This is a genomic window from Anaerocolumna xylanovorans DSM 12503 (assembly GCF_900143645.1).
Taxonomy (GTDB): Bacteria; Bacillota; Clostridia; order Lachnospirales; family Lachnospiraceae; genus Anaerocolumna; species Anaerocolumna xylanovorans.
Genome location: NZ_FRFD01000004.1, coordinates 143,019 through 163,697 on the forward strand (window position 1 = coordinate 143,019; position 20,679 = coordinate 163,697).

Genomic DNA, 20,679 nt, shown 5'->3' on the forward strand with positions numbered 1-20,679 from the left:
TAAAATTTATTTTGTTTATACTTTTTGCAGCTATTATTTTTTTGCCATAAACAATTAAGAATTCTATTTATGGCAGCACTACAGAATGGGAGATGATTATTTGGACTCGAGTGAAGTCACGTGTATGATATTATTAGGTGTTTTATTGTTGCTATCCGTCTTTTTTTCATCAGCTAAAACAGCTTTTACTACTGTTAACAAGCTGCGTATCCGCAGCCTTGCAGAAGAAGAAAACAAAAGAGCCAAACTGGTGAATGATTTGCTGGAGAGTCCTACAAAAATGCAAAACACTTTATTAATCGGCAATCTTATTCTTAATATAGCCATATCATCACTAGCTACCTCTCTTGCCATCGATCATTTTAAACCTGTCGGAATTGTAGTAACCATTGCTTTTCTTATCTTTTTCATGCTGGTTTTCGCCAGGATGATTCCGAATACCCTGGCAGAGATTAATTCTGAGAAATTTACACTAAAGTATGCGGGGCTTCTTTTTTTAATTATTAGAATTATGGCACCTCTTACCTTTCTCATTACGAAGATTTCTTCCTTATTTCTTAAACTTTTTCATGCAAATAACATGGAAAAAGCCTCTGTCATTACGGAGGATGAGCTGCGCTCCATCGTTGAAGTAAGCCATGAAGAAGGGGTAATCGAGATGGATGAAAAGCAGATGATTACCAACGTTGTAGATTTTGGGGATTCTATGGCAAAGGATGTTATGGTTCCCCGTATTGATATGGTATTTGCAGAGATTTCCCTGTCCTATGATGAACTGGTAGAGTTGTTTTCAGAAGATAAATACACAAGAATGCCTGTTTACAGTGAATCCAGAGACAATGTTCTTGGCATTGTGAATCTTAAAGATATCTTCTTCTATCAGGGCAGTAAGGAAGAGTTTCATATTAAAGATGTTATGCGGGAACCCTATTTTACTTACGAGTACAAGAAGACTACGGAGCTGTTAAAGGAAATGCGCAAGAATTATGTATCTCTTGCCATTGTAATAGATGAATATGGTACCACTACCGGCCTTGTCACCCTGGAGGATTTGCTTGAGGAAATCGTCGGAGAAATCAGGGACGAATATGATGCGGACGAGGAAGACAGTATCCGTAAAATATCCGATACCGAATACATTGCGGATGGAAATACAAATCTGGATGAAATTAACGAGGCAATCGGTCTGGATCTGGAATCTGATGACTATGATTCTATCGCAGGACATATGATTTATCTTCTCGACCATTTACCTGAGGTAGGTGAGAGCATAACAGACGGCAATGTGGTCTATACTGCGGATTCTGTTACGAAGAACCGTATTGAGAAAGTACATATCGTACTTTTGCCGGAGGATAATGCTTCAGTCTTTGATGATGTATCTTTGGTTAATACAGATGGTGCTTCTTCAAAAGATAAAAGTTCTGCGGATGATTACTCCATAGATTAAAAGATTATTAAGGAATGCACTTTAGACAGGGAAAAGCCCCTTCTTTTGCGCATTCCTCTTTGCTATAATAGGGTTCACTTAAATTTCCCGCCAGTTCTGTACAATTTTCTTTGTGGTAATATTTTTTGCCTCCTGATTCCGTTATGCAATAGGTTCTTGATTTTCTGATTCTGGCTCCGCCAAAAGCATACCGGTTGTAGGTATCAAGGGAAGAAGCATTATAAGGATACCCCTGGAAAACCACAAAAAGACTTATATCATCTATGGTTCTGTCCCAGTCGGTCTTATCAATGCCGGGCAGCCAGAATTGATAGGTTATGCCAAACTGGCCTGCTATTTCATTGTAATAATTCATGTAGATTTCCATATTCTTTTCCATCTCATTAATTACAGTGTTTCTGCGAACTTCATCAAACGCCCCTTCCTCCTGTAAGAAGGAACAGGAAACCGTATCTTTTACATCCCTGTAATCCCCCTCTACCGTTGTATTGCTTGCCTTATCAAATACCCTTACATAATCGTCAAGAGTAAAGCAGCAGATTATTCTTTCATCCTCATAGACATAGGGAATCTTTTCACTCCACCTCTTTACAAGAAGCTTCTCTCCTCCCCTGTCAATTACCTCTGAATATTGAATATAAAAGCCATCCTTGTCTGTAACCAGAATAACCGGTATATATCTATTAAGATTCTCCTCTGCTGCTGGCTGTCCAATTACACCAAAATTCGCATAAAGAGAAGTAAAAAACTGTTCTACTGCCTTTTCCTTATTGATACGCAGATTATGGCTGCTGTCCTTTTCCACCAGGAAATAGCAGCCGTCATCCACTGCATTGTCAAGGCCCCTGTTATAGGCATTACATTTTTCTGTTACTGCCTTAAGCTGGTCGAACCGGATATCCAATACACTAAAGAGAAGTATTTCAATTACAAGAAATATCAGGGCCAGGTCAGTCAGTTTCATCTCTTATTAATCCTCCATAGGTAATCAGAATAGACACCCCTGAAAGCATCCTTTGTGCCATTGTTTTATTACGGTTTATGATCTTGACCGATATGTAATCCCCCTGGGAAAAGTGATAAGCTTTCCCTTCATCAAAAGCTTCAAATATTTCATCCTCATAAGTATTATAGAAATAACTGCTGATGGTATCTCCTGCCGTATCTGTTACTTCATCATAATCCGGTGCTACCTTCCTGTGAGAATGGGTAATTTCAATATCATACAGGTTTCCGGTCTTATCAATCCGGCTGATATAATCGTAATACATAATCCTGCTTACTTCTCCCTCTGCTCTTATGCCATCCACCAGTCTGACTGTCTCCTGGGTGACATACAGCTGGCTTATGGAATCCTGTTTTTGCGCCATATAAAACAACGGAGCAATAAATAACAGCACCACTCCTGCAAATATCGCTACAATCTTACCAAAGACCTCCATTTCCTTAAGCCTCCCATCTCTTTAATTTCTGTGTGTAAAAATCATCTCTATAACAAAATCCTTCCCATCCAATACATATCCTTTGTTATAAATGCCTTCCGGCAGGATGGAATAGTCAAAGCTGTCCCTGTCAAAGGAATCTTTCGGATAGCTTATGCCATCTATTCTAATATCCGCCTCCAGAGAGCCTGTAAGATATCCTATGACTTCTGCCCTGGTAACTGTCAGGATATGCTCTTTCCCTTTGTATTCCATTATCTCCTGCTCCCTAAGAACATTCTGCCTGGCGGTAGAATTCTTTAACAGCCCTATACTGTCCCCTATATTTTTATAACTTAAGAGCAAAAGACTTACCCCAAGGCAGAATAAAAGCACGTATGCTGTCTGTTCCAATAGCTTGCCTGCCTGTTCCATACTTTATTTCTGTGTAAAGGATATTCCGATGATTGTTGCGTTGGTATCTCTTAATATGGCTCCGGTAAACTGCGCCTTCTGATTTATATAATAATTGCTGGTTATGGTCTGGGTATCCTTCACCGAGGCAGCGCTTACATCGCCAATCTTCGTATCGGTGTCCGTTAACATTCTGTTATAATATACGGTGGATTTCTTGGTGGCTACTTTAACAGCAATGTCTTCATTCTTAAACTTATTGATTGCATTGATAACCTCACTGCCTGTTACATCAAGACCGTCATACATCACCTTATCGGATTCCGAGAATTCTTTGTTCATACGGCTTATCTGTCCTGTACCGTTGGTTGCTGCCGCATTTGCCTCACGGCCTATGTAAAATCCCAATCCTACGACCAGACAGGTTATGATCACTCCGGCGGCCAAAATTAATCCTTTTAATGCGTTCTCCATTTTTTAATCTCCTTATTTTACTCTATTTTTTATTTTACTTTTATTAACGTCCTACACCATTTATTTGATCAATATAAACCTTATACATATCAAGACCTTCTAATACAAAGGGAAGGATAATGTAGAATCCTACCGTAAGGGCAAAGGGGACAAAGGCAATGGCCTTTCCCAATATTGCTTTTTCCTGAATGCTGATTTCATTATCTAAGGCCCTTTTTTCAAGGTAATTAGCCCTCTCCTGCTCCACATCATCAAAGGCACGCCTTAGCCCTATCTTATCGCTGTTTTGCAGTTCTTCGATCAACTTATAAAATGGTTTAAAAGGCTCCTTCTCCTTTAATTCCTCTAAGGCTTCCCATTCTCCCTCTGAAAGATTTCTGTTGCAGGTTCTTAGGGAATCCTTAAAAATATAAGAAAACTCCTCCATCCACTCAAGAACAACTGCTATATCCGCTCTTTCAATATGCATCAATATAAGGATAACAGACTGAAAAGAAAATATCTCATCCTCCATCTCCTGCTGCCGTCCCTTCTTAAGAAGGGAAAGAACTGCATAGGGAATATAGTAAAAACCTGTGGATACCATAAGGGCAGCTATCAGTTCATACCACTTAAAATACTCCCCCCTGATACTTTTTATCCTTGAATAGATATCTTCCGCGGCGATTTTCTGAAGATATTTTTCTTTTATCTTCCCTTCTTCTTTGATGGTTTTCTCTATTGCTTCCAGAGTTGCTTTTCCCTTTAGGAATTTTCTTGTATAGGAAATAATCACCTCTGATAAATCCTGTGCTTTCTTTTCCGATAAGGCACTGGTGGTGTAAGGCAGATCTCCTGCCTTAAGCCTAAGCTCTTTGTTTGCTCCGTGGAGAAAAAAGATAAGAAAGATACAGATAAAAAAACCGGAAATTCCATAAATAAGACTTTTTAAAGTGAACTGCCTGACTGTAAGATTCTCACCGGTAAGGCGAAGAAATTCTTCTTTCTTTTTTGCCCTTCCGTAGTCTTTATTAAGAATTGCATCCAGTAAGTTACTGATAATCCTTTTTGAACACAGGTTTCTAAGAATAGCATTATCCTTTAGACGCCTTTTCCTTTCTTCCCTCAAGGCAACTAAAAGCTGATAGGAAAAGAAGGTAAGAAGAAATATACAAAAGGTTAAGAGTACTCCAGGTGTTCCGCTGTAGAAATTATCAAGCTGCGAAAGGCCGCTGACAGCCCAGTTTTTGATAATCTGCAGAAACATTACCGGAAACACGGCTACCAGAGTAAGTCCGGAAAACAAATGCCTTATTTTATCTTTTTTTAATACTTCCATGTGTATTTCCTGCCGTAAATACCGTATGTTTATCAAAAAAAGGGATTGTCCCTTAACTTCTGCATCACCGTATTTTTGTATGATAAGGCAAAGATTCAGGAAGGTTTTTAAAAATCTGTCCGGTATATAGCTATTATAATCCTCTTTCTTTTCTTCTTCCGTACTGTTAAGAATGTCGTAGATGCATTGGGCATGCAGTTTTACAGGGTTCTTGCAAAGCTGCATGGCCTCGTATATGGCTTCATCTATCATCCCATGCATCTGATAGTACTGCCTGACCTCCGAAAGAAAACTGTCAAATTGAATCAGCAGTTTCCTTTTCTCCTTCTGTTCTTCAAATAGTATCAGCCCATTCCCTAAGACATACAGATAAAAGACGGTAAGAAGAACATAATACCAACTTTTATCAAGGGATAAGAAGGCAGCTAAGATAACCGCACCGGACACCCATATTGTAATTGCCAGTTTTATAGCTTTCTTCTCAATCTCTCTGCCTTCTTTCGGATAAAGGACTTCATACCTTTCCGTAAGACTTCTTAAAAACCTCCCGGTAAGAATAAAGCTGCTAAAAAAAACATATAGCTGATGCCAGCAGTTACCTTTCGGATTTTTACTGCCTGTCCGGTAGATACTGTAGGTTTCACGAAACAGCAATCTTTTTTTCAGAGCAAAACAAAGAATTGCAAATACAATAACAAAAAGAAATAACAGTATCAGAATAAGATATATTATTTCTGCATTATCCATAAGGTACCTCTTTTTTTTGTTCCAAAAATTCCAGAAATTCTTCCCGGTCCTTTACTGACAGGTTACCGCAGATATGCTCCCTGGCCTTCGGTGAGAAGTCCTGACCGAAGACGTATCTTCCCTCCCGAAAGGAAAGGATTTCTCTGGTTTCATAGGTAAGCGGGCTTGTCTTTCGCTTATAATATTCCCTGGTTGCTTCCACAAGCCCTAATGGCAGTTCCGTTCTGCAATAAGGTATAACTTCGGTTATCCGTGATATATACCGGTGTCCGTTTTTGTTCTCCATATGAATATCAATATTCACTGCCCCGGCAGCCTGGTATTCTGCTAATTCCTCATTGTGAAAACCGCCGGTCCTAAGCTGTGCAATTTTTAGATATGCCACAAAATCCTCCGTTGTTTCCGCATGATGGGAGCAAAGAGTCATCTTGGATATCTGGGATATTTCCACCAGATAATTGGCAGCTTCATGGGAAGCAACCTCTCCCAGTATTAGTACTGTTCCGTCCGTCTTTTTCATAGTATTTAGAATTTCCTGACCGGAAACTGTGGGGCTTTCTCTTAAGGAAAGAATGTTCCTTCCCGGGTAGGCTTTGTTCAGATTCAATTCATAAACCTGTTCATATACACGTATGGGATAGATTTCTTCTATAAATTGGACCAATATTTTTAAGAGTGTTGTCTTACCGCTTCCCATTTCCCCTGTAATAACAAGTGATAAACACCCCTTTACCATCCACCTTAACAGCTTTATGGCCATTTCACCGTTTTCTTGTGTTATGATTCTCCTAATATCCATGCTGGTTATTACATCATGCTTTCTTAAAAAAAATGCCCAGCCGGCGGCTACAGGAGGCCTGAATACAACTACTCTGGAGCCGTCTTTCATGTCGTTTAGGATATATCCTCTGGTCTCGCTTAAGAAGCCTGGATTATTGTTGCGATATATATTTTTGCATATTCTAATCAGTTCCTTTTCAGATGGGAAACGGAGAAATTTAAGACGAATGCTCTTGCCATGATAGAAAATCCATATATCCAATAAGCTCTTATCTGCCAGCATATACTTGTCCCAATCAGTATTTAGGTTTTCTGAAACCTCTGACAGATTTCCGCAAGAGACTCCTCCTGTAACGCCGTCTATTTTCATTTCCCTGATTCCATCAATAACACCAAAGCCTCTGTACTGCTGGTATACTCTTTGCGTAAGAACTTTTACCTTATCTTCATAGGAGAGGTAAATATTCTCTCCATAATATACTCTTTCAATATCATCTTCTGTTATGGCATAATAACTTTTTTCTCCTTCTTCTTTCAGGGCATCCAGGCTGTAATTTTCAATCAGCTTATGAAATCCCTCTTTTCCATAATTAATTTTGTAAAGGTAGAGAAGGATTTCAAATTTATCCTGGGGTTTTAATCTGGAAGGAATATCAAAAGCAATGATATTATTTATGGTATCCCCATCAAATCCTCCCTTTTTCTTTAAGATATCTTCCATATAATCTTTGATATATTCCTTCGCCTTTTCATCCCCGGCAGTACATTCTTTTAAGTTTCTGCGTATGAGCCGCCTGATATTTTCCCTTTTATTCGTTTCTGTCCGGTTTAGGTTCAACTCCCTGAAATCTTTACTCAGGATATCTGCAAAAGTCTCATCCACCGTATGAATCAGGCTGTCGACGGTAAGCTCCTGGTACTTAACCGCCGTTTTCCCTTCTTCCTTGTATTTGTATAAGGCTATCAGGATTAAGCCTGTACAAATCAATAATATAAGCCCCAAATTAAATATCAAGCCCTGCCCCTCCCTCATCCGATGCCTTATCAAGAAGCATTTCTGTCAGCTTTGATACATAGCTGAAAAATTCCGTAAGTCCTGCCTTGTTTTTAAAGGCCAGGCTTTTTAAGAAGAGCTCCTGGCACATTCCCTCTGACAGGACATCCATATAGGAAGTGTGATAAGGCACCGCATACAGCCTTCCCTTTAGTTCCTGATAGGTTTTTTCAAGATTTTTAATAGTATTGACGGAAGCTTTCTGATAACTCCCTATAAGAAAGACCGTTTTTTCAAAGGGAAATTGATATTGCAGGAGACATTCCTTTATCACCGCTTTATTCTGACTAAGGGTTACTGCCAGAATATCCGCTTCCTTCCACAGCATCCGGGATACTGGGTTATCCCCGCTGACAGCATCCGTAAAGATCATATCATAGCTGCCCTTTAAACTCCCGTAGAGATATGGCAGGTAAGCTGACATATCACCTTCCAAGGCTTTACTGTATTCTCCCGAAGTTCCAGGCAGCAGATTTACCCCTCCCTTGCCTACGCTTAGTATAAAGTTTCTTATAAGGCTTTCTGTATCACTATTTGCTATGAAATTGCCTGTCCTTATTAACCGCAGGATAGCATCTATTCCTATATCCCGGTAAAGCTCCTCCTTTTGTACGCCACCAAGAAGAACTTCCTCCATCTCCCTGTTATGATAATGAGTCTGTGTCAGAAGGACCTTTTTTTCATACCGGTAAGCTGCCATAAGGGCGGCTGCCGTCAGAGAGGAGGTTGTCCCCGTCTGACCTGCCGCAGGTCCCCAAAAAACCACATGCATCCCATTTCCTCCTTTTCAGCTTTTTTTCTGCCAGATTCAGCTGCGCTTCATCCATCCCGAAAAATCCCCGTAAAGCATCCTTCAAAAAATACCTGATTGCAGGAGAAAGCTTTTTGTAAGAAAAACTATTGTAATACTGCAGCATGGCTGCCATCTCCCTGTCAGTTTCATCAAAATAAAAATAATAGCTTCTCCTTTCCTGTATTCCCTTTTCCTGTAGCAGCTTATGGATGTATTTCTCCTCCATTCCCTCTGTAATATCTCTTATAAGAAGGCAGGTATTATCCCAAGCACCCCTGAAATATTCTATCCCTGTCATATTGTGCAGTCTGGTATCCGTAACTAAAAATACGGTATCACAAGTTTTAAGGGCTTTCTGGTTCATCTCCTGCCCAAAATCAGCAAGAACATAATCATACTCTTCTCCCATGACTTCCATATAGGTTTCCTTTTGGATATCCAGTCCCCTATAGCATGCTTTCCTCTCTTTTACAGAAGTCATATCTACTGGGGGAACACAGCAGGATAACGCCTTCTGTAAGGAATTATCCACAAGAAGCACCTTTTTATCAGAAGCTATCAACAATACTGCCAGATACATTATCAGGTCATAGCTGTCTGTCCCGGCAAATCCCATGCGCTTGGCTTTACTCGGCATAATCCACCTCCATTTTTACTTCACTTTTTTCTTCCATCCCCTCTTCCTTCCCGCTGTCAGCAGAAACTTTAACCGTATTACCGGCAGTATCTGTGTTCTGCGTCAAAGCACTTGTTTTCTTTTCGGTGCCTGTTCCATTAGGATAATAAAGGGGCGTATTAACCGAATAGGGATCTGACTGACCGCTGCCATACTGTCCATAATATGTCTTAAGCCTTTCCTCCAGCTCTCTTCTGCCTGTCTCATTAAAATAATCCCTGGTCTTTTCTGCTATATTGGGGTCTTTCTTCATCAGTTCCAATACATCTGTATTGGGTATATAGGTTACATAGGAAGGCTCCTGGCAGGAAGCTTGTATATATCTGGCCATATACAAATAAGAACCTGTTTTCAGATAACAGTCCACCAGCGCTGAAGAGATAAGATGAATTTCCTCCGGTGACAGATTAAGATATAGATATCTCTTTTCCAGGTCGATACGGTTTATGTAGATTTTACTTAGTACAATATAGTCCTCACCGTCGGGATATCGCAGACGGATATCTGTATAATCTCCCTCCCGTATATGTTCTCCTGCTATATTTGAAGAAAACTCTAATTCTCTTAGATCATCCTCTATTGTATTTTTCAGAAGCATATTCTTAAGGAGTTCGGTACCTTTTGGTATATCTGCCAATGCCTGGCTTCCTATGTCATCTGCTGTCATAAAATTTTTCTTATCCTGCCCCGACAGGGTCCTTTTACTTGCTGCCATCTCTTTTGTAATAATTTCTCCTGCCTTTATGTCCGTAACCGCCTCATAGGCTGTTACGGTATACCCCGACATTTCCTCTGCCATTGCTTCCATTCTCTCTTCATAAAAACCCTTTACCTTGACATAGCCTATGTATAGGCCAAATGGCAAAAGAATACAAAGACTTACGGTTAGTATTCTTTTTGCCATTTGCTTTTTTGAAAGCGGCCGCTTTAACCTTTTACTCATTCCATTTTTCCTTTCTGTCTCTGTTCTCTTCTCTTTGTATGGCTGCTGCTGCATGCCGCACCCCTGTTATAAAGGGATAATTAGAGTCCTCCCTTTCACATCCGTAATTGCGTGTCATAAATTCCACAATGGCACCTTGTTCTATCGCCTGGCTGTATTCCATGTTATATGGGATTTGTACGATCTTTGACATATGGAAGGAATATTTTTCAGAAATAGCTTGAACCTTTAGAGTATCGTTTCTATACTCACTTAGAAGAATAATACATTTTGATAATAAAGAAGAATAATTACGAAAGAACTCCTTAATAACCTTCTGGTCCTGTGCAAGGGTGACAACGATTAAATCCGCTTCCTCCAATATGATTTTAGAGCTTAAGTGGTTTTCGTTTGAAGTATCGATAAAGGTATACGATGCAAAATTTTCACTGGCCTGTAAGATTTTTATAATATTATCATTTAGGGTATAGTCAAAGATAAATTGATTGAAATGGTTCCCTATGGGAACATAATATAAAGAATTGATTAGAATTTCAAAAGATGCTTCTTTCATAAGCTTTTCATCTTCCATATAGAAAGAAGTTCTGTAGCTGCTATGCGGATCATTTAAGGTACAGATTTCTTCATATACTGTCCGCTCCTGTATCTCATTATAGTGTATTCTATCCTTGGTCCAATCTTTCGATACCTGATTTATAATATGCTCAAGCCCTTTATACCTGCTGATATTAACTGCATTCCTGGCCTGCCTCTTCTCCTGCCGGTGAATGAGCATATTCTCCAAAGAATTTTTTTGATAGTGATTTTCCAGCAATACTGTTCTGCAAGAGTTCTCAAAGGCCATAGCTATGCTGATACATGCTAAATTGCTGGTCACGCCAATGCTCTCCTTGACACTGCTCCAAAAAGCAATTTTCATATTTATACCCATTGCATATCGCAGGAAAGCCTGTGATACTGCCTCAAATAAAAAGGAGTGAAAGAATCACATTATGGCACCCTTTCTTTTTCTAAATTTTCTTTCACTCTTCCGCCCTTATTATACTAGAAAATATATATTCAAATACGGATACGCATACATATTATGTCATTGCTGTATCACCTCACTTATATGGAAAAATAATTCGAAAAAAGAAATGATGATTGATTATAAAAAGATGTTCTTGTGACAAGAACTTCAGACATATACATAATATATGAAAATAATGGAAAAGTAAAGTCATTTTTGGAATTTTTTTGCGAAAAGACCTCCTATCCTGTAATTTCTACGTCTGGAGGTCTTTTAAGAATTTAGCTAAAATAGTATTTCTGATTTTTTCTTTAGTAATCTGCTGCCATTTACAATCACCAGGACGCCACTGGCTATACCGGTGATAATGAGCAGAATTCCGATAACAAGATTGCCTACCCCGACAGACTTCATGGTAGTATAGACTTTTTCACTCATATCCAACTCCTGTCCGCTGCCTGTTGTGCAGCCTTTTCGTATAGTTTCACCCACTTATCCCTAATAGCTTGCCCCATACTGCTTGTAATAGGAATCAATCGCAGCCTTTAAGGCATCATCTATTATGATGTTTCCATTATAAGGCTTATTATATAAATGTTCAACTACTTCTTCCATCGTTACAATAGAAGTTGTACGGATGCCGTATACTTCTTCGATTTCTGCCAGAGCACTCTTTTCCCCCTGCCCTCTTTCCATACGGTCAACGGACACCACCAGCCCAAGAACGGATACTTCTCCCTGTGCATTCAATATGGGCATAGTCTCTCCAATTGAAGTTCCTGCTGTGGTAACATCTTCAATAATCACGATTCTGTCCTTGTCATAAATCGGACCGCCAAGAAGAATTCCCTTATCTCCGTGATCCTTTACTTCCTTTCTGTTGGAACAGTAACGGATGTCCGTATCATAGAATTCGCTGACAGCCATGGACGCAGCAACACTTAGAGGGATGCCCTTATAGGCGGGTCCAAACAGTACATCAAAATCCAGACCAAAGGCAGACTTGATAGCTCTTGCATAGTATTCTCCAAGCTTTCTTAGCTGGGAACCCGTACGGTAATAGCCTGCATTAATAAAGAAAGGGGTCTTACGTCCGCTCTTTGTTGTAAAGTCTCCGAATTTTAATACACCGCAGTCCACCATAAATTCAATAAATTCCTGTTTGTATTTCTCCATTTTAACTCCTTTCCTGCCTTTCCTGTACCTGTGAAAAATTTGTTTTAAGCCAACTCCTTGTTTATCCTATCAGTTAACACATCCGATAATTTCCTTGACATCTTGAATGCCTTCCTTTGCAAGGAAATCATTGATGCCGTCAATTACTTCCGCTGTCGCTAAAGGATTCCTGAAATTTGCCGTACCTACCGCAACGGCTGTTGCCCCCGCCATTAAAAATTCAATGGCATCTTCTCCTGTCATAATTCCGCCCATACCGATTACCGGTATCTTAACAGTTCTTGCAACCTGGTTGACCATGCGAAGAGCCACCGGCTTTACCGCCGGACCGGATAAACCTCCGGTTTCATTGGCCAATACGAACTTTCTCTTGTAAATATCAATCTTTGTTCCCGTTAAGGTATTAATTAAGGACAGGGCATCCGCTCCGCCTGCCTCTGCTGCCTTTGCCATCTCCCTGATATCAGTTACATTCGGACTTAATTTCATGATTACAGGCTGTTTTGCATACCTTTTTACCTGCCTGGTAATCTCTTCAACGGAACAGGTATTTTGTCCAAAGGCAATTCCGCCTTCCTTTACATTAGGACAGGAAATATTAATTTCCAGCATGTCTACCGCACAGTCACTTAACCGTTCTACCACCTTAAGATAATCTTCTGTGGTCTTTCCGCAGACATTCACGATAACCCTGGTATCATATTGCTTTAAAAATGGAAGGTCTCTGTTTATAAAGACCTCTACACCGGGATTTTGCAGTCCGATGGCATTTAACATACCACTGCAGGTCTCTGCAATTCTTGGAACCGGATTACCGGTCCAGGGTACGTAGGAAACTCCCTTGGTGGTCACAGCTCCCAGTCTGTTCAAATCAACGAAATCCGCAAATTCCATTCCCGACCCAAAGGTACCGGAGGCTGTTGTTACAGGGTTATCCCATTCCACCCCTGCTATGGTAACTTTCGTATTTATCATTTTCACCTAAACCTCTCCTATAGGGTATTTCCTAGAGTTCAACCGCTTCTGCTTTAAATACGGGGCCTTCCTTGCAGATTCTCGTGTTATCCACATTGGTATGATGGTCTTTTTCCTTTGTCTTGCAAACACAGGCCAGACATGCTCCGATGCCGCAGGCCATCCGCTCCTCCAAAGACATCCAGGCTGTGATATTATGCTCCAGGGCATATGCCTTTACCCCTCTTAACATTGGGGTGGGTCCGCAGGCATAAATCACAGCACCCTGTACAGCATATTGTCTGACAGCATCAATAACATTTCCCTTTACACCAAGACTTCCATCCTCTGTTGATAAATAGACCTGTCCATAAGGCAGGAACTCTTTATCAAGAAAAGTATTCTTGTCACGGTATCCAAGTACAATGCTCTTTTCGCAATCCAAACTTTTCGCCAGTTCCAGCATGGGAGGAATCCCAATGCCGCCCCCAATAAGGATTGCCTTTTTCTTCTCCATTGGAAATCCATTGCCAAGGGGTCCCATAACCTGAATCATATCTCCCTCTTTAAGCTTAGAGAACTCCTCCGTCCCCTTGCCGGCCACACGGTATACCAGCCGCAAAGAAGTGCGGTCTTCCTTTATCTCGCAGATGCTAATAGGTCTTGGAAGTAATCTATCTTCGCTGTTACAGTACAAGGATAAAAACTGTCCGGGGCTTGCTTTTTTTGCAATCTCCGCTTCTTCTAACCACATACTGAAAATCCCCGGTGCCAACTGTACCTGGGATGTTATTCGGGCTCTTTTCTGAACTGCCATGGTCTTCTCCCATCTGTTCCATTTTTTAATCCCATACATTATAAACGAAAACAAAACCTTGTACAAGTACCATTTTAGGTTTCTTTCCAATACCTGCTTCCATCCCTTGCCCTAACGAGAAATTTTCCATCAATAAGCCCTCTTCTTAACAGAAAGAAATCACCAAAGGTATGCCATTTCATGATAATCTCATTTACTTCCTTTTCAGAATACATTACCCCTTCTTCAAATTTTGTACTTATATAATATAACACTGCCTCTTTGCGTTCTTTTTTGGCAGGCCAGCTCTTTACTCTTAGCTCCTCGTCCAAAAACCGGCTTATCATCTCCTGAACTTCTGTCTTATCTTCAAATTTATTTTTATTGGTATCTTCCATAATAATTTCTTCCCTTTCTTATTGTGCTGTCAGCCAGTATTCCTTACAATCCGTTGTCCGTTCCATAAATCCATATTCTATCAGATATCTGCGAAGGGTTGGAAAATCAGCATATATTTCTTTTAATATTCTATTAAGTTCCTTTTCCTCATAATGCCTGCCTTCTTCAAAGGTCTCTGCTATCTTCTTTAATATCACAATTTTCTTCTTTTCTTTGGCAGGAAAATGCTTAAGTTTTAAAGGTTCTAATGTGTAAAAAGCCGTTTCCAGTATTTTATTCTTTTCCTCCTCCGTGGTAATGTATCTGTCATCCACCATGGTAGCACTTGAATGGATTGGAATAAGGTTATCTGCCTTCTTATTGTTCTCATGTGCTAATTCATAGACCGCAAGAAACATTCTTGCCTGCTTTGCCTTCTCTCTGAACATAAATTTCTGATGCCTGATAGTTGAAGGTGTAACTCCCAGCCGCTTTGCTATTTCATTATCACTTAATCCTTCTTCCGTGAGCATAAGAATCTGCTTCTGGTTATCTGTCAAGGTCATATATTTGCTGTCTGAATCCATCAAGAGCTCAAAAGGAGTTCCGTGGGCTTTGTATATATGTACCGCGGCCGCCTTTTTGTAATCATAAAAATGCCCATCTATGGGATAAATCTCTCCCTGCACAAACTTTTCACCGCAGTATCTGCATACGCACTCTCCGCCCCCTTCTTCTGAATAAACATATCCGCTTTTCAAGTCATTTACACCAAAATCATCCACTTTAACCTTCACCATATCCTTCTCCTGCATCTCACAATTTGCCATATCACAGGTAGTCCCCGTATATATCTTGAATACTGTATATAAGATTGTTTTTCAATACATTTATCATTTATATAAACTATATTATATATTAGTTTATATATTTAATCAACATTTAATAATTCTATTTATAAAATAGGTGTAAAAAAGATTGTCATGCCATTATGTATCTGTCACAGACTAACTTAAGATTCATGCTCAATTTTATTAGACACATATTTTAAATTATGCTATAATTATCTTTTGTAAATATTAGATTACAGAAAGGGTATATAAAATGGCAGAAAAAAATCCTATTGTAACAATTGAAATGGAAAATGGCAGCCTTATAAAGCTGGAGCTCTATCCCGACATTGCTCCCAATACAGTAAAGAATTTTATTTCTTTAGTTCAGAAAAACTTCTATGACGGACTTATCTTTCACAGAGTTATCCGCGGCTTTATGATTCAGGGCGGAGATCCGGAAGGTACCGGTATGGGCGGCCCAGGCTATTCCATTAAAGGAGAATTTTCATATAATCACTTTGAGAATAACTTAAAGCATAATGCCGGTGTCATATCCATGGCAAGGTCACAGATGCCCGATTCAGCAGGTTCCCAATTCTTTATTATGCACAAGGACAGCCCTCACTTAGACGGCTCCTATGCCGCTTTTGGTAAAGTAATCGAAGGAATGGATATTATAAATGCAATTGCAGATGAAAAAACAGACTATTCCGACAGACCGCTGACCCCTCAGGTTATGAAAAAAGTAACCGCCACATTATTTGGAGAAGAATACGGCGAACCTGAAAAAATGTGATAACAGGAGGCTATTCTATGGTAACAGAAAGGTTACAGCATTTAAGAGCCTTAATGGCGAAAAACGGTATTCAGGCTTATCTGCTGCCCACCTCGGACTTTCATGAATCCGAATATGTGGGAAATTACTTTAAATCCAGAAACTATATATCCGGCTTTACCGGCTCTGCGGGAAGTGTAGTCATTACCCTGGAGGAAGCAGGACTTTGGACAGACGGAAGATATTTTATCCAGGCTGCCAGGGAACTGGCCGGTTCCGGCATCACCCTATATAAAATGGGGGAAGAAGGCGTTCCTACACTGGAGGAATTCCTTTACGATAACTTAAAGGAAGGAGATGTCCTTGGTTTTGACGGGAGAGTTGTCAATGCAAAGTTAGGCCTTCGCTTAAGCGAGAAATTAGCTGCAAAGAAGATTTCAATCCATTATGATAAGGACCTTGTAGATGAAATCTGGACAGACCGCCCGGAACTTCCTACTGCTCCTGCTTTTCTTTTGGAGGAAAAATACTCCGGAAAATCAACAGCCTTAAAACTTGAAGCTGTAAGAAGCGAAATGCAGAAAAAAGGAGCCGTTTACCACATCATTACATCTCTTGATGATATCGCATGGCTCTTTAATATCCGCGGCGGAGATATTGCCTATAACCCGGTGGTTCTCTCTTACGCAGTGATCACCCAGGAAAAGGCTATTTTATTCGTAGACGAAAAGAAACTGTCAGAAGAAATCAAAGCAGGACTTAAGAAATTCGGCGTAGAAATCAGAGGTTATTTTGAAACATATGAATTCGTCAAAACCCTTCCGAAAAATGAAAAAATATTACTGGATACTGCCAAAGTTAATTATGCAATTTATCAGAGCCTTGGCAAGGACGCTTCTATTATTGATGCCCCAAATCCTACGGTGCTTCTTAAAGCTGTTAAAAATCCCGTCGAGCTTGAGAATCTTCGCAAGTCTCATATTAAGGATGGCGTTGCCGTCACAAAATTCATCCACTGGCTTAAGAAAAACATTGGAAAGACAGAAATAACAGAAGTCAGTGCCAGTGACTATCTGGAGAATTGCAGAAAAGAACAGGAAGGCTTTATTGATTTAAGCTTTAATACCATCAGTGCTTACAACGCAAATGCGGCTATGATGCACTATTCTGCAACGGAAGAAAATCATGCGGTATTAAAGCCCGAAGGTCTTTTACTTGTTGACTCCGGCGGTCAGTATTATGAAGGTACTACGGACATTACCAGAACTATAATCCTTGGTGAAATCAGCGATGAAATAAAGAAGCATTTTACCGCTGTACTCCGAAGTATGCTAAATCTTGCTGATGCGAAATTCCTTTATGGCTGTATCGGACAAAATCTTGATATTCTTGCCAGAGGCCCCATCTGGGATATGGATTTGGATTATAAATGCGGCACAGGCCATGGTGTCGGTTATCTTCTTAATGTCCATGAAGCACCCAATGGTTTCCGTTGGAGGAAGGTACCCGAAAGAGATGACGGCTGCGTACTGGAGGAAGGTATGGTAACTACCGACGAACCCGGCATCTATATGGAAGGCAGTCACGGCATCCGCACAGAGAATGAATTGATCTGCCACAAGGGTACGAAGAATGAGTATGGACAGTTTATGTACTTTGAACATCTGACCTTTGCTCCCATCGACTTGGATGCAGTAGACACTTCCTATATGACCGGGAAGGAAATTGCAAGCTTAAACCGTTACCACAAAGAGGTTTATGATAAGATTTCTCCTTACCTTAATGAGGAGGAAAAGCTTTGGTTAAAGGAAGCAACCAGAGCCATCTGATGCATCATTACTAATATAGTTTTCTTTACCCTGTCGGGTGTTATATATGATAAACAAACGACAGGGTATTTTGTTATCCACATTTTTCAATTAATTCCTGCAGGTTATCCCCAATATATCCGTAAGCCCGTTCAAGGAACTCTTCGATTGCAGCACTTTCCTTATAGTAACTTTGAATGCATTCCTGCGGTGTCCTCTCCTGTATAACTGCCGTGTAAAACTGTTCATATGCTCTCTGGGGATAAGGAACTAATTCCTGCAGCCCCTTTGTATTTAAAGTCGGGTCAACAATCATCTCTTCTAAAAACCATAGTGGTTCCGGATGCTCCGGCTCCCTTTCTTTCTCATAGCCATGCATGGATTTCCACTTTTCAAATAATACGAAATGATTGATTTCATGCATTGCGGCTTTATATATATTTTCTTCCTTCGTCAGATAATGAATCCAGAACTCCTTTGTCATCACTTTTCTGGGAAAGAAACTATACAGCCCAAGATAGCAGATTATATCACCGGCTTCTTTTTTCCAGGATAAATTAAATTCCTGAAACAAAACCGGTAATGCCGGTGCAATCACCTTATTCAGTTTATCCTGTATCTCCCCGGCCTTTTCCAACATCTCTGTTCGCTCACTTTTATATTTTCGTTCGAATACCTCTTTTACTGTATTGCGGATATCCTCATTTGTCATATCAAAATGAATTCTGCCTGACAATTCCGGAAACGCCCGGAATATTCTTTCCTGAAAAGGTAAACTTTTATTTCTTTTAAGAAACTCTGCATCTAGACTGTTTGCCACACAATCAATATTAAAATCTAAATCTGAAACTTTTACATGAATTGCCGGTATCCAATTTTCCATATTCCTTTTCCTTCTTCTGCTGTTTATTACGATTTGAAACTATATATTCTCACTTCCATACCAAGTCCGAATATACTACAACATGATCTATCCAGGCGCCGGACTGTGAGCTGACGGCTCCATCCTCAAGGCTATAATCATCCGGCAGCTGCTTCAAGGAAACATCTGCCGGATTCTTCGACCATATACATAACACTAACGTAAGAACAATTAAAACAGCGATAAATTTTTTCATTTTATTTTCTTCCCCCAATTATAAATTCCCCATATTATTCTATTTCCATATTATCATGCTGCATATTTATTTTCAATAATTAGGAAGGGATTTCGCATTGACAAATCATTTTCTATCTGCTATACTCATATAAAATTCATAGTAAAACGCTAGGAATGAGAGAGTATGTAGGTTATACCCTTACAGAGAGCTTTTGTCAGGTGGAAAAGAGCAGGGTGAATTTATAGAAGATGGCTCAGGAGCGGTGCGCCAAACCGTGTAAAACGCTTAGGACGCAACAGGTTTGCCTGTTACAGCAAAGGAGTATAATTATCCGGATGGATAACGTACTTGCTAAGTTCTTTTGCCGTGAGGCAGAGATAAAATGAAGTGGTAACACGGGTAATACTCGTCTTCTAAAAGGAAGACGGGTTTTTTTTATCTGTTTTTACCCTCATCTATCCGTTCCCTTCATCTTACTGTATAAAAAAAGCTTTTAAAACATTTACATGAGAGGTTTTGGCCTGCACTGCGGCCACAAACTTAAATTACACATAAGCAGTGCAGAAATGAGGTTGAAATATGGATTTTACTACTCGATGTATCCACGGAGCTGTCGACAAAACACATAATACCGGTGCTGTCAGTGTTCCCATCTACCAATCCGCTACTTTCGCCCATCCCGGGATAGGTCAAAGCACCGGCTATGATTATTCAAGGCTTCAAAACCCCACCAGAGAACACTTAGAAAAAGTAATAGCCAACCTGGAAGAAGGCACAGACGCACTTGCCTTTAGCACCGGAATGGCAGCAATTACTGCTCTTATGGAGCTCTTTTCCATAGGAGACCATATCATTGCCTCCGAGGACCTCTATGGCGGCACTGTCCGTCTCTTTGACAATATCAATAAAAAGAACGGTCTTGACTTTGACTATCTTGATACCTCCGATTTGGCAAAGCTGCGTTCCCTGATACGAAAGAAAACAAAGGCAATTTATATAGAAACACCTACCAATCCCATGATGCAGGTAACTGATATCCAGGCTGTGGCTGCCATTGCAAGGGAGTACAAGCTATTGGTTATTGTAGATAATACCTTCCTTACACCATATTTTCAGCGTCCTCTTACTCTGGGCGCCGATATTGTTGTCCACAGCGGTACAAAATATTTAAGCGGACACAATGATACCCTTGCCGGATTCTTAGTCACTAAAGAGACTGATTTATCAGAAAAACTGCGCTTCATCTATAAAACCACCGGGGCATGTCTCTCTCCCTTTGACAGCTGGCTTTTAATCAGAGGAATCAAGACTCTGGCAATCAGAATGAAACGTCAGGAAGAGAACGCATTGAAACTTGCTGCCTTTCTCTCTTCCCAGGAAAAAGTGAAAAAAGTATTCTTTATAGGCCTGCCTGACCATCCCGGCTTTGAGGTTTCAAAGAAACAGGCTTCCGGCTTTGGCTCCATGATATCCTTTGAAGTGGATACAGAAGCCACTGCAAAGCAGGTCCTAGAAAAGGTCTCTCTGATCCTTTTTGCGGAAAGCCTGGGCGGCACGGAGACATTAATTACCTATCCAATGGTGCAGACCCATGCAGATGTCCCTATAGCGGACCGTCTTTTAAGAGGTATCAATGAATGCCTACTGCGGATGTCCGTAGGTCTTGAGGATGCAGATGACTTAATAGAAGACTTAAGGCAGGCACTCTCCTAGTCTTTTGAATTTTATGAGGTTTTCTGCGTGTGAATGTATTATAATAAGGACAAAACAGGAAAAAAGG

The 20,679-nt window shown here is 40.2% G+C and carries 22 protein-coding genes and 1 other annotated feature; of the genes, 4 read left to right on the top strand and 18 right to left on the bottom strand.

What is annotated here, in order from left to right; translation table 11 throughout:
* The first annotated feature begins 100 nt into the window (after positions 1 to 100).
* Positions 101 to 1,450, top strand: a complete 1,350-nt coding sequence (locus BUF11_RS06815; RefSeq protein ID WP_084558556.1) for a hemolysin family protein — start codon at positions 101 to 103, stop codon at positions 1,448 to 1,450.
* A 7-nt stretch (positions 1,451 to 1,457) separates the two neighbouring features.
* Here the strand turns inward: BUF11_RS06815 and BUF11_RS06820 are convergent, their stop codons facing one another.
* The 16 genes from BUF11_RS06820 to BUF11_RS06890 all read right to left on the bottom strand — a co-directional run bounded on the left by BUF11_RS06820 (position 1,458) and on the right by BUF11_RS06890 (position 15,183).
* Positions 1,458 to 2,414 (bottom strand): hypothetical protein, encoded by a 957-nt coding sequence (locus tag BUF11_RS06820; protein ID WP_073588097.1) that lies wholly within the window; start codon positions 2,412 to 2,414, stop codon positions 1,458 to 1,460.
* Complete coding sequence (locus tag BUF11_RS06825; RefSeq protein WP_073588098.1) at positions 2,401 to 2,892, bottom strand: hypothetical protein; 492 nt, start codon at positions 2,890 to 2,892, stop codon at positions 2,401 to 2,403. Before BUF11_RS06825 ends, BUF11_RS06820 begins: the two co-directional genes overlap by 14 nt.
* Before the next feature lie 21 nt (positions 2,893 to 2,913).
* Positions 2,914 to 3,285: a hypothetical protein gene (locus tag BUF11_RS06830; RefSeq protein ID WP_175562002.1), complete on the bottom strand. Its 372-nt coding sequence runs from the start codon at positions 3,283 to 3,285 to the stop codon at positions 2,914 to 2,916.
* A 24-nt stretch (positions 3,286 to 3,309) separates the two neighbouring features.
* Positions 3,310 to 3,759, bottom strand: coding sequence for a hypothetical protein (locus BUF11_RS06835; RefSeq protein WP_073588100.1), 450 nt, complete (start codon positions 3,757 to 3,759; stop codon positions 3,310 to 3,312).
* Positions 3,760 to 3,802: 43 nt separating this feature from the next.
* Entirely contained in the window at positions 3,803 to 5,824 is a 2,022-nt protein-coding gene (locus BUF11_RS06840) for a hypothetical protein (RefSeq protein WP_073588101.1), read from the bottom strand.
* The gene (locus BUF11_RS06845; protein ID WP_175562003.1) at positions 5,817 to 7,619 is read right to left on the bottom strand and encodes an ATPase, T2SS/T4P/T4SS family; all 1,803 of its coding nucleotides are present in this window, start codon (positions 7,617 to 7,619) and stop codon (positions 5,817 to 5,819) included. Before BUF11_RS06845 ends, BUF11_RS06840 begins: the two co-directional genes overlap by 8 nt.
* Positions 7,609 to 8,430 carry a hypothetical protein gene (locus BUF11_RS06850; RefSeq protein ID WP_139243325.1) on the bottom strand — a complete coding sequence of 274 codons (822 nt, stop codon included), beginning with the start codon at positions 8,428 to 8,430 and terminating at the stop codon, positions 7,609 to 7,611. Before BUF11_RS06850 ends, BUF11_RS06845 begins: the two co-directional genes overlap by 11 nt.
* Positions 8,339 to 9,088 (bottom strand): hypothetical protein, encoded by a 750-nt coding sequence (locus tag BUF11_RS06855; protein ID WP_073588104.1) that lies wholly within the window; start codon positions 9,086 to 9,088, stop codon positions 8,339 to 8,341. The genes BUF11_RS06850 and BUF11_RS06855 overlap by 92 nt, the downstream gene beginning before the upstream one ends.
* Positions 9,078 to 10,124: a hypothetical protein gene (locus tag BUF11_RS06860; protein ID WP_175562004.1), complete on the bottom strand. Its 1,047-nt coding sequence runs from the start codon at positions 10,122 to 10,124 to the stop codon at positions 9,078 to 9,080. Before BUF11_RS06860 ends, BUF11_RS06855 begins: the two co-directional genes overlap by 11 nt.
* Positions 10,063 to 10,947, bottom strand: coding sequence for a hypothetical protein (locus tag BUF11_RS06865; RefSeq protein WP_073588106.1), 885 nt, complete (start codon positions 10,945 to 10,947; stop codon positions 10,063 to 10,065). The genes BUF11_RS06860 and BUF11_RS06865 overlap by 62 nt, the downstream gene beginning before the upstream one ends.
* Before the next feature lie 417 nt (positions 10,948 to 11,364).
* Complete coding sequence (locus BUF11_RS24295) at positions 11,365 to 11,517, bottom strand: hypothetical protein (RefSeq protein ID WP_175562005.1); 153 nt, start codon at positions 11,515 to 11,517, stop codon at positions 11,365 to 11,367.
* 60 nt (positions 11,518 to 11,577) lie between these two features.
* Positions 11,578 to 12,255, bottom strand: a complete 678-nt coding sequence (gene pyrE / locus BUF11_RS06870) for an orotate phosphoribosyltransferase (RefSeq protein ID WP_073588107.1) — start codon at positions 12,253 to 12,255, stop codon at positions 11,578 to 11,580.
* 69 nt (positions 12,256 to 12,324) lie between these two features.
* Positions 12,325 to 13,227, bottom strand: coding sequence for a dihydroorotate dehydrogenase (locus BUF11_RS06875; protein WP_175562018.1), 903 nt, complete (start codon positions 13,225 to 13,227; stop codon positions 12,325 to 12,327).
* Positions 13,228 to 13,261: 34 nt separating this feature from the next.
* Entirely contained in the window at positions 13,262 to 14,026 is a 765-nt protein-coding gene (locus BUF11_RS06880; RefSeq protein WP_073588108.1) for a dihydroorotate dehydrogenase electron transfer subunit, read from the bottom strand.
* A gap of 74 nt (positions 14,027 to 14,100) precedes the next feature.
* Positions 14,101 to 14,403 (bottom strand): DUF2087 domain-containing protein, encoded by a 303-nt coding sequence (locus tag BUF11_RS06885; protein ID WP_084558527.1) that lies wholly within the window; start codon positions 14,401 to 14,403, stop codon positions 14,101 to 14,103.
* Between the two features lie 18 nt (positions 14,404 to 14,421).
* Positions 14,422 to 15,183 (bottom strand): DUF2087 domain-containing protein, encoded by a 762-nt coding sequence (locus BUF11_RS06890; protein ID WP_073588109.1) that lies wholly within the window; start codon positions 15,181 to 15,183, stop codon positions 14,422 to 14,424.
* 304 nt (positions 15,184 to 15,487) lie between these two features.
* On the opposite strand from BUF11_RS06890, the gene BUF11_RS06895 reads away from it, so the two are divergent.
* Both BUF11_RS06895 and BUF11_RS06900 read left to right on the top strand, forming a co-directional pair.
* The gene (locus BUF11_RS06895; RefSeq protein WP_073588110.1) at positions 15,488 to 16,012 is read left to right on the top strand and encodes a peptidylprolyl isomerase; all 525 of its coding nucleotides are present in this window, start codon (positions 15,488 to 15,490) and stop codon (positions 16,010 to 16,012) included.
* A 17-nt stretch (positions 16,013 to 16,029) separates the two neighbouring features.
* The gene (locus BUF11_RS06900; RefSeq protein ID WP_073588111.1) at positions 16,030 to 17,820 is read left to right on the top strand and encodes an aminopeptidase P family protein; all 1,791 of its coding nucleotides are present in this window, start codon (positions 16,030 to 16,032) and stop codon (positions 17,818 to 17,820) included.
* 73 nt (positions 17,821 to 17,893) lie between these two features.
* Here BUF11_RS06900 and BUF11_RS06905 read toward each other — a convergent pair whose 3' ends face one another.
* Together BUF11_RS06905 and BUF11_RS06910 are read right to left on the bottom strand one after the other, a co-directional pair.
* The gene (locus BUF11_RS06905; RefSeq protein ID WP_073588112.1) at positions 17,894 to 18,682 is read right to left on the bottom strand and encodes a hypothetical protein; all 789 of its coding nucleotides are present in this window, start codon (positions 18,680 to 18,682) and stop codon (positions 17,894 to 17,896) included.
* Between the two features lie 49 nt (positions 18,683 to 18,731).
* On the bottom strand, positions 18,732 to 18,917 hold the full coding sequence (locus BUF11_RS06910) for a hypothetical protein (RefSeq protein ID WP_073588113.1): 186 nt from the start codon (positions 18,915 to 18,917) through the stop codon (positions 18,732 to 18,734).
* 142 nt (positions 18,918 to 19,059) lie between these two features.
* Positions 19,060 to 19,316: a binding site (T-box leader), on the top strand.
* 162 nt (positions 19,317 to 19,478) lie between these two features.
* Between BUF11_RS06910 and BUF11_RS06915 the strand changes: the two genes are divergently transcribed.
* The gene (locus tag BUF11_RS06915) at positions 19,479 to 20,612 is read left to right on the top strand and encodes a trans-sulfuration enzyme family protein (RefSeq protein WP_073588114.1); all 1,134 of its coding nucleotides are present in this window, start codon (positions 19,479 to 19,481) and stop codon (positions 20,610 to 20,612) included.
* Positions 20,613 to 20,679: the final 67 nt, after the last annotated feature.

Excerpts from the sequence above, each read along its gene's own strand:
- BUF11_RS06820 (WP_073588097.1), bottom strand. The coding sequence starts at position 2,414 with ATGAAACTGACTGACCTGGCCCTGATATTTCTTGTAATTGAAATACTT.
- BUF11_RS06825 (WP_073588098.1), bottom strand. The coding sequence starts at position 2,892 with ATGGAGGTCTTTGGTAAGATTGTAGCGATATTTGCAGGAGTGGTGCTG.
- BUF11_RS06835 (WP_073588100.1), bottom strand. The coding sequence starts at position 3,759 with ATGGAGAACGCATTAAAAGGATTAATTTTGGCCGCCGGAGTGATCATA.
- BUF11_RS06840 (WP_073588101.1), bottom strand. The coding sequence starts at position 5,824 with ATGGATAATGCAGAAATAATATATCTTATTCTGATACTGTTATTTCTT.
- BUF11_RS06850 (WP_139243325.1), bottom strand. The coding sequence starts at position 8,430 with ATGCATGTGGTTTTTTGGGGACCTGCGGCAGGTCAGACGGGGACAACC.
- BUF11_RS06855 (WP_073588104.1), bottom strand. The coding sequence starts at position 9,088 with ATGCCGAGTAAAGCCAAGCGCATGGGATTTGCCGGGACAGACAGCTAT.
- BUF11_RS06860 (WP_175562004.1), bottom strand. The coding sequence starts at position 10,124 with ATGCAGCAGCAGCCATACAAAGAGAAGAGAACAGAGACAGAAAGGAAA.
- BUF11_RS24295 (WP_175562005.1), bottom strand. The coding sequence starts at position 11,517 with ATGAGTGAAAAAGTCTATACTACCATGAAGTCTGTCGGGGTAGGCAAT.
- pyrE (WP_073588107.1), bottom strand. The coding sequence starts at position 12,255 with ATGGAGAAATACAAACAGGAATTTATTGAATTTATGGTGGACTGCGGT.
- BUF11_RS06880 (WP_073588108.1), bottom strand. The coding sequence starts at position 14,026 with ATGGCAGTTCAGAAAAGAGCCCGAATAACATCCCAGGTACAGTTGGCA.
- BUF11_RS06885 (WP_084558527.1), bottom strand. The coding sequence starts at position 14,403 with ATGGAAGATACCAATAAAAATAAATTTGAAGATAAGACAGAAGTTCAG.
- BUF11_RS06890 (WP_073588109.1), bottom strand. The coding sequence starts at position 15,183 with ATGGTGAAGGTTAAAGTGGATGATTTTGGTGTAAATGACTTGAAAAGC.
- BUF11_RS06895 (WP_073588110.1), top strand. The coding sequence starts at position 15,488 with ATGGCAGAAAAAAATCCTATTGTAACAATTGAAATGGAAAATGGCAGC.
- BUF11_RS06900 (WP_073588111.1), top strand. The coding sequence starts at position 16,030 with ATGGTAACAGAAAGGTTACAGCATTTAAGAGCCTTAATGGCGAAAAAC.
- BUF11_RS06905 (WP_073588112.1), bottom strand. The coding sequence starts at position 18,682 with ATGGAAAATTGGATACCGGCAATTCATGTAAAAGTTTCAGATTTAGAT.
- BUF11_RS06910 (WP_073588113.1), bottom strand. The coding sequence starts at position 18,917 with ATGAAAAAATTTATCGCTGTTTTAATTGTTCTTACGTTAGTGTTATGT.
- BUF11_RS06915 (WP_073588114.1), top strand. The coding sequence starts at position 19,479 with ATGGATTTTACTACTCGATGTATCCACGGAGCTGTCGACAAAACACAT.